The organism is Streptomyces sp. NPDC092952 (assembly GCF_044754785.1).
Lineage (GTDB): Bacteria > Actinomycetota > Actinomycetes > Streptomycetales > Streptomycetaceae > Streptomyces.
The window spans coordinates 1-7,105 of record NZ_JBIVPT010000047.1 but is presented as its reverse complement, the minus strand read 5'-3'; the positions used below and the strand labels follow the sequence as shown (position 1 = coordinate 7,105).

Below are 7,105 nucleotides of genomic sequence, written 5' to 3'. Positions count from 1 at the left end.
GCAGGGGGGACCCTGTGGGAGAGTAGGACGCCGCCGAACTTCTTTTACGGGAAAGCCCCGTGTCTCTTGTGGACACGGGGCTTTTCTGCGTTTACGAGCGTCTAGGCTCGATCCATGCGCTACGAACTGGTCATCTTCGACAACGACGGTGTGCTCGTGGACAGCGAGCCGATCTCCAACACCATCCTGGCCGAGTACCTGACGGAGCTCGGCCACCCCACGTCGTACCAGGAGTGCCTTCGGGACTACATGGGGGCCGCGATGCACCGGGTGCACGAGCTCGTCGAGGAACGGACCGGGGAGAAACTGCCCCCGGACTTCGACGCCGTGTTCCACGAGCGGCTCTTCGCCGCGTTCGCGCAGGAGCTGGAGCCGGTGGAAGGCGTCGAGGACGTACTGGGGAAGCTGGTCGCCGACGGCGTGCCCTACTGTGTCGCCTCCTCCGGGAGCCACGAGCGGATCCGGGCCGGACACCGCAAGACCGGACTCGACCAGTGGTTCGAGGAGGAGTGGATCTTCAGCGCGGAGGACGTCGGACGGGGAAAGCCGGCCCCCGACCTGTTCCTGCTGGCCGCCGAGCGGATGGGCGTCGCCCCCGAACGGTGTGTCGTCATCGAGGACAGCCCGCTCGGCGTGGAGGCGGCCAGGACCGCGGGCATGGACGTCTACGGGTTCACGTCGATGATGCCCGCGGACCGACTCGCCGGGGTGACCGGGTACTTCTCCGACATGGGACAGCTCCGCGAATTGCTCGCGTGATCCATCTACCCACCGGTAGAAACTGGCCTTACGCTCGCGGCCATGACAAACGCTGGTTTGCGGCACGGCAGGGCCTCCCTCACGCTGAGTTTCTTCGTCCAGGGAGTCACCTTCGCTCTGCTGGTGACGCGGATTCCCGCCATTCAGGACCGGTACGGGATATCCGACGGGCTGCTGCCCGTGTTCCTGGCGGCGGTGCCCATCCTGGCCGGGGTGGGCAGCGTGGTGACCGAGAAGGTGGTCCTGCGGGTACGGCCCGGGATCGTGCTGCGGTGGGCGCAGCCCGTCGTGCTGCTCGCGCTGCTCGGCGCCGGCGCGGGGAACGCGATGTGGGAGGCGGCGCTGGCGCTCGGCCTGTTCGGGCTCTCCGTCGGGGCGCTCGACGCCTCCATGAACATGATGGGCGTCAGCCTCCAGCGGGCCTACGGGCGTTCCATCATGCTCGGCTTCCACGCCGCGTACAGCCTGGGCGGGATCGCCGGGGCGTCCATGGCGTGGGCCGGGGCGCACTGGGACCTCTCGCTGCTGGTCTCCTACCTCCCGGCGGTCGTCGTGCTGCTGCCCGCCGCGTTCGTCGGAAGCCGGTGGTACTCCGACGGAGCCTCCGCACAGGGCGGGGCGGAGGGCCCGGGCGGGAATGCCGGGCCGGTCTCCTTCAAGCTGCTGATGCCGCTCTGCCTGGTGATGAGCTTCGCGTACATCGGCGACTCCACGGTCTCCAACTGGAGCGCGAAGTACCTCCAGGACGTCCTGGGGAGCTCGGAGCAGATGTCGACCCTGCCGTACAACGTCTACATGGTGACGACGCTGCTCGGGCGGGCCGTCGGGGACCTCGGGGTGCGGCGGTTCGGGGCGGTGGCCGTGGTGCGGGGCGGCAGCGTGCTGGCGGCCGCCGGATTCGTCGTGGTGGCGACGGCCGGCGGGGCGTGGGCCGGGATGCTCGGGTTCACCGTGCTCGGGCTCGGGCTCTGCGTGATCGTCCCGCAGACCTTCGCGGCCGGCGGGCGGATGTTCCCGGGGGCGAGCGACACTGCGATCGCCCGGCTGAACGTCTTCAACTACGTGGGGTTCCTGGTCGGATCGCCGCTGGTCGGCGCGATCGGGGACGCCTGGAGCTACCGGGGCGCGATGCTCGTACCGATGGTGCTGGTGCTCGCGACGCTGGTGTACGCCAAGTCGTTCGGTGCGGAGCCCGCCCGATACGGTGGCGGGCATGAGCGGCCGCGCACAGCTGATGTGGGATGACGCAGTAACGGGATACGACTTCGGGGAGAGTCACCCGATGGACCCCGTCCGGCTGGCCCTGACGATGGGGCTGGTGCGGGCGTTCGGGCTCGACCGCGCGGTGGACGTGGTGGCGGGCAGGCCCGCCGGGGAGTCGACGCTGCGGCTGGTGCACCGCGAGGACTACGTGGCCGCGGTGCGGGCCGCCTCGGCCGATCCGAAGCGGGCCGACCAGCGCTACGGGCTCGGGACGGTGGACGACCCGGCCTTCGCCGGGATGCACGAGGTCTCGGCGCTGATCGCCGGTCAGTCGGTGGCGGCGGCCGAGGCCGTGTGGCGCGGGGACACCGCGCACGCTGTGAACTTCACGGGCGGGCTGCACCACGCCATGCCGGGCGGCGCGGCCGGATTCTGCATCTACAACGACCCCGCGCTGGCCATCGCCCGGATGCTGGAGCTGGGCGCCGAGCGGATCGCGTACGTCGATGTGGACGTGCACCACGGCGACGGGGTGCAGGCGGCGTTCTGGGAGGACCCGAGGGTCCTGACGATCTCGCTGCACGAGCACCCGAGGACGCTCTTCCCGCACACCGGCTGGCCGGAGGAGACCGGCTCCGGGGCCGGCGAGGGCGGCGCGGTGAACGTGGGGCTGCCGGCCGGTACCGGGGACGCGGGGTGGCTGCGGGCCTTCCACGCGGTGGTGCCCGAGCTGTTGGCGGATTTCCAGCCACAGGTACTGGTGACCCAGCACGGCGCCGACACGCACTTCGAGGACCCGCTCGCCCATCTCGCGGTCTCGCTGGACGCGCAGCGCGCGGTGATGGCGGCCTGCCACGACCTGGCCCACGCGTACGCGGAGGGCGGTCGGTGGCTGGCGCTCGGCGGCGGTGGTTACGCGGTGGTCGACGTGGTGCCCCGGTCCTGGACGCATCTGGTGGGCATCGCCGCGCACGCCCCGGTGGAGCCGGAGTCGATGATCCCGGAGTCGTGGCGGGCCGAGGTGTACGCCCGTACCCGGCAGTTGGGTCCGGCCCGGATGACGGACGGACGGACGCCCTCCTGGAAGCCGTGGGAGGAGGGGTACGACCCGGCCGACCGGCTCGACCAGGCGGTGCTGGCGGCCCGGCGCGCGGCGTTCCCCCTGCGGGGGCTGCTGACCTGATCCGGCGCCCGAAGCGCTTCGGTCCATTTCCCGTGTGCGGCGGTGCGTGCGCGGGCTCGTGCGCGGTGGCGCGTATTGGTTGCGCCAACGGTGGGGAGTCCTCGGCTTCCGGCCCCTCGTCCGGGCGGGTGGGGGAGCATCGTGGGGTGTTGAGCACCGGAGCGCTGCGCGCGCATCTGCTGGCGGCCCGGCTGGCCGGGCCCGTGGCCACCTCGCGGGAGACGAGTCTGCGGAGCTATCGGCTCTTCGCGGCCGGGGATCCGCGGGTGACGCTCGGTCTGGTCCCGGGCGAGGGCTGGGCGGAGACCGATCTGCTGCGGCTGATGGCCGAGAAGTGCGGGGTATCGGAGGATCCCGCCCATGTCGTGGGACCGGACGTGATCGATCCGGAGCGGACGCTGGCCGGGCTGGACGCCTTCGCGGACCGGCTGTCGTGGGCGGCGGAGCGGCGGGCGCCGGTGCTGTTCGGCACGGGCCATCCGCATCGGCTGCTCGGCTTCTACGTCGCGCTGGCAGACGCGATGTCGGCGGCGGGATGCCCCGTACTCACCCCGGCACAGGGGCGACGTATCGACATAACGACCCGGTTCGGCGTACGCACGTGCAGTCTCGACTACGTACGGGGAGTCGCGATGGTGCGTGAGCCCGGCGCGCGCGAGGGCGGCGGTGACACCGGCGCACACACCCATTCCCCGCTGCCGGTCCGGGTCGCCCTGGCGGCGGCCGCGGAGGAGCGCGGGTTACTTCCGGAACTGGTCGTGGGGGACCACGGCTGGGTCTGCGGGGCAGGTCAGCTGGGCATCGAGGCGATCGGGCTGGCGGACACGGACGATCCCGCGCTGTTCGTCGGGGAGGCCGAGGGGCGGGTGTCGGTGGCCGTTCCAGTGGACGACGGGGTGGAGTCGGCCTTCTATCGACCGCTCACTCGATATGTACTCAATCGGGTGTTTCTGTCACGGTAGGCGGCCGATCGTCTCCCCTCTTCCCCACTCGCATCACCCGCCCCTAACCTGGGCAGTGAGCGCACAACGACGAAGAGTCACCGGAGGGGAAGCCGGTGAGCGTCTCGTGCGGAAGGTACAGGTGAGTCATGGCTGCTGACAGCGAGAGGCCTCTCAACGAGGTCAAGTTCCTGACTGTGGCGGAAGTCGCCTCGGTCATGAGAGTGTCGAAGATGACCGTGTACCGCTTGGTGCACAGCGGTCATCTGCCGGCGATCCGGGTGGGCAGGTCTTTCCGGGTACCGGAGCAAGCGGTTCACGAGTATCTCCGCGAGTCCTTTGTGGGGGTGGAGTCCGCCTGAGGTTCACCTCGGATTACGCCCCTCACGCGCTGGCGGGTAGGCTAGGCCGACGTAGGTCGTGTGGGCCCAGACGCCCCGCACCAGTGAAGAAGAAGTGAGCGAGGGTAGTCGTGGGCTCTGTTATCAAGAAGCGGCGCAAGCGGATGGCCAAGAAGAAGCACCGCAAGCTGCTCAAGCGCACGCGCGTTCAGCGTCGCAACAAGAAGTAGGCGAACGCGGTTCGTGTTTCCCGCAGCCCTTCCACCGGTCCGGTGGAAGGGCTGCGGTGCTTTTCACCGGCTACGGTGACGGCCAGGGGAAACCTTTCGACGGAAGGCGCTGATCTTGGGGAAGGTCGTGCTCGTCACGGGAGCGGCCCGGCAGCTGGGGGGCCGTTTCGTGCGGCGGGTCCAGCGGGAGCCGGGCGTGGACCGGGTGATCGCCGTCGACGCGGTCGTGCCGGGGCACGCGCTGGACGAGGCGGTGTTCGTCCGGGCGGACATCCGGCAGCCCGCCATCGCCCGGGTGCTCGCCGAGTACGCGGTGGACACCGTCGTGCATCTGGACGTCTCGGCCAAGGCGGCCGGCACGGGCGGCCGGACGACGGTCAAGGAGACCAACGTCATCGGCACCATGCAGCTGCTCGGTGCCTGCCAGAAGTCGCCGAGCGTGCGGCGGCTGGTGGTGAAGTCCAGTACGAACGTGTACGGCTCGGCGCCGCGCGATCCGGCGGTCTTCACGGAGACCACCCCGCCCAAGTCGCTCCCCAGCGGTGGCTTCGCCAAGGACGTGGTGGAGGTCGAGGGGTACGTGCGCGGGTTCGCGCGCCGGCGGCCGGACGTGGCCGTGTGCGTGCTCCGGTTCGCGAACATCCTGGGGCCCCGGGCCGATTCGCCGCTCGCGGACTATCTGTCGCTGCCGGTGCTGCCGACGGTGTTCGGGTACGACCCGAGGCTCCAGTTCGTGCATGAGGACGATGTCGTCGACGTCCTGGGTGTGGCGTCCGGGGAGCCGGGGCGCGGGACGCTGAACAGCGGCACGTTCAACATCGCGGGGGACGGGGTGCTGCTGCTCTCGCAGTGCTCACGGCGGCTGGGGCGGCCGACGGCGCCGCTGCTGCTGCCCGCGGTCACCTGGGTGGGCCGGGCGCTGCGCAGGGTCGGGATGACGGATTTCTCGCCGGAGCAGATCCGGCTGCTCACCCACGGCCGGGTGGTGTCGACGGTCCAGATGCGCGAGACGCTGGGCTTCCACCCCCGGTTCAGTACGGCGGAGACGTTCGCGGAGTTCGTCCGCGGCCAGGGGCCGGGGCTGCTGCCGCCCGAGCTGGTGGGCGGCGCGGTCGACCGGCTGGCGGCGCTGCCGTTCGCGCGGGCGGGCGGCGATGTTTCGGGGATCATCGGGGCCGGCGGCACCGCGCCGTCCTCCGGCGGCAGGTAGAGGAGCGCACCGACGATGGCGGATGCCAAGGTCATTCCGTTCGACGACGACCGTTCGCGGGCGGGTGGCGCGGCGCGTCCGGCCCGGCGCCGGGCCCCGGGGGCCGGTCGGGGGCCCTCGGCGGGTACGGCGGCCGTGAGCGCCCTCCCGGGCCAGCAGGAGGCCCCGGAGCCCCGGCGGGGGCGGCCGGAGCCGGAGGACGGGGAGCGCGGCGGCTGGGACCGGCGGATCGCCGGCGGGCTGGCGTTCCTGAGGCGGCGGGTGACCGGTGAGTACGACGTCGACGAGTTCGGGTACGACGAGGAGCTCACCGACCAGGTCCTGATGTCGATGCTCCGGCCGGTGTACGAGAAGTACTTCCGGGTCGAGGTGAAGGGCGTCGAGAACATTCCCGCGGAGGGCGGGGCGCTGATCGTGTCCAACCATTCGGGGACGCTGCCGCTGGACGGGCTGATGCTCCAGGTCGCGGTGCACGACAACCACCCGGCGGGGCGTCATCTGCGGCTGCTCGCCGCCGACCTGGTCTTCATGCTGCCGGTCGTCAACGAGCTGGCCCGCAAGGCCGGCCACACGCTGGCCTGCGCCGAGGACGCGGAGCGGCTGCTGCGGCGGGGCGAGCTGGTGGGGGTGATGCCGGAAGGGTTCAAGGGCATCGGGAAGCCGTTCGGCGAGCGGTACAAGCTCCAGCGGTTCGGGCGGGGCGGTTTCGTGTCCACGGCGCTGCGGGCCGGGGTGCCGATCGTGCCGTGCTCGATCGTGGGGGCGGAGGAGATCTACCCGATGGTCGGCAACTCGAAGACGCTGGCGCGGCTGCTGGGCTTCCCGTACTTCCCGATCACGCCGACGTTCCCCTGGCTGGGGCCGCTCGGGGCGGTGCCGCTGCCGACGAAGTGGACGATCCAGTTCGGCGAGCCGATCTCCACGAGCGGCTATCCGGTGGAGGCGGCGGAGGATCCGATGCTGATGTTCAACCTGACGGATCAGGTGCGGGAGCAGATCCAGCACACGCTGTACCGGCTGCTGGTGCGGCGCAGGTCGGTGTTCTTCTGAGTTCTTCCGAGTCCTCCCGCGGGGGCCGGGCGCTCCGGCCGACGGTACGTGGTCGGGGGGGGGGCCCCCCGGGGCCCCCCCCCCCCCCCGGGCCCCCCCGGGGCGGGGCCCCCGGCCCGGGCGGGCCCCCCCCCCCCCGGGCGGGGGCCGGGGGCCCCCGGCGGGGGGGGGAGGTGACGGGGGGGGCG

Annotated in this window: 8 protein-coding genes; all 8 read left to right on the top strand. The window is 71.5% G+C overall.

The features are described 5' to 3' along the window. Positions 1-114 precede the first annotated feature (114 nt). The 8 genes from ACIQGQ_RS37060 (at position 115) to ACIQGQ_RS37025 (ending at position 6,917) form a co-directional block, all read left to right on the top strand. Entirely contained in the window at positions 115-759 is a 645-nt protein-coding gene (locus tag ACIQGQ_RS37060) for an HAD family hydrolase (protein WP_402405059.1), read from the top strand. 42 nt (positions 760-801) lie between these two features. Then, positions 802-2,004 (top strand): MFS transporter, encoded by a 1,203-nt coding sequence (locus tag ACIQGQ_RS37055; protein WP_402405056.1) that lies wholly within the window; start codon positions 802-804, stop codon positions 2,002-2,004. Then, positions 1,973-3,145: an acetoin utilization protein AcuC gene (locus ACIQGQ_RS37050; protein ID WP_402405054.1), complete on the top strand. Its 1,173-nt coding sequence runs from the start codon at positions 1,973-1,975 to the stop codon at positions 3,143-3,145. Before ACIQGQ_RS37055 ends, ACIQGQ_RS37050 begins: the two co-directional genes overlap by 32 nt. A gap of 146 nt (positions 3,146-3,291) precedes the next feature. After that, on the top strand, positions 3,292-4,107 hold the full coding sequence (locus ACIQGQ_RS37045; protein ID WP_402405051.1) for a phosphatase: 816 nt from the start codon (positions 3,292-3,294) through the stop codon (positions 4,105-4,107). A gap of 128 nt (positions 4,108-4,235) precedes the next feature. Further along, on the top strand, positions 4,236-4,448 hold the full coding sequence (locus ACIQGQ_RS37040) for a helix-turn-helix domain-containing protein (RefSeq protein WP_158070919.1): 213 nt from the start codon (positions 4,236-4,238) through the stop codon (positions 4,446-4,448). Positions 4,449-4,558: 110 nt separating this feature from the next. Next, on the top strand, positions 4,559-4,657 hold the full coding sequence (locus tag ACIQGQ_RS37035; RefSeq protein WP_003948845.1) for a 30S ribosomal protein bS22: 99 nt from the start codon (positions 4,559-4,561) through the stop codon (positions 4,655-4,657). Between the two features lie 115 nt (positions 4,658-4,772). After that, complete coding sequence (locus ACIQGQ_RS37030) at positions 4,773-5,867, top strand: NAD-dependent epimerase/dehydratase family protein (protein WP_402405047.1); 1,095 nt, start codon at positions 4,773-4,775, stop codon at positions 5,865-5,867. Positions 5,868-5,882: 15 nt separating this feature from the next. Next, positions 5,883-6,917, top strand: coding sequence for a lysophospholipid acyltransferase family protein (locus ACIQGQ_RS37025; RefSeq protein WP_402405044.1), 1,035 nt, complete (start codon positions 5,883-5,885; stop codon positions 6,915-6,917). The last annotated feature ends 188 nt before the right edge of the window (positions 6,918-7,105 follow it).

What these genes read in the sequence shown, in the direction of transcription:
- ACIQGQ_RS37060 (WP_402405059.1), top strand. Translation starts at nt 115, where the DNA reads ATGCGCTACGAACTGGTCATCTTCGACAACGACGGTGTGCTCGTGGAC.
- ACIQGQ_RS37025 (WP_402405044.1), top strand. Translation starts at nt 5,883, where the DNA reads ATGGCGGATGCCAAGGTCATTCCGTTCGACGACGACCGTTCGCGGGCG.
- ACIQGQ_RS37050 (WP_402405054.1), top strand. Translation starts at nt 1,973, where the DNA reads ATGAGCGGCCGCGCACAGCTGATGTGGGATGACGCAGTAACGGGATAC.
- ACIQGQ_RS37040 (WP_158070919.1), top strand. Translation starts at nt 4,236, where the DNA reads ATGGCTGCTGACAGCGAGAGGCCTCTCAACGAGGTCAAGTTCCTGACT.
- ACIQGQ_RS37055 (WP_402405056.1), top strand. Translation starts at nt 802, where the DNA reads ATGACAAACGCTGGTTTGCGGCACGGCAGGGCCTCCCTCACGCTGAGT.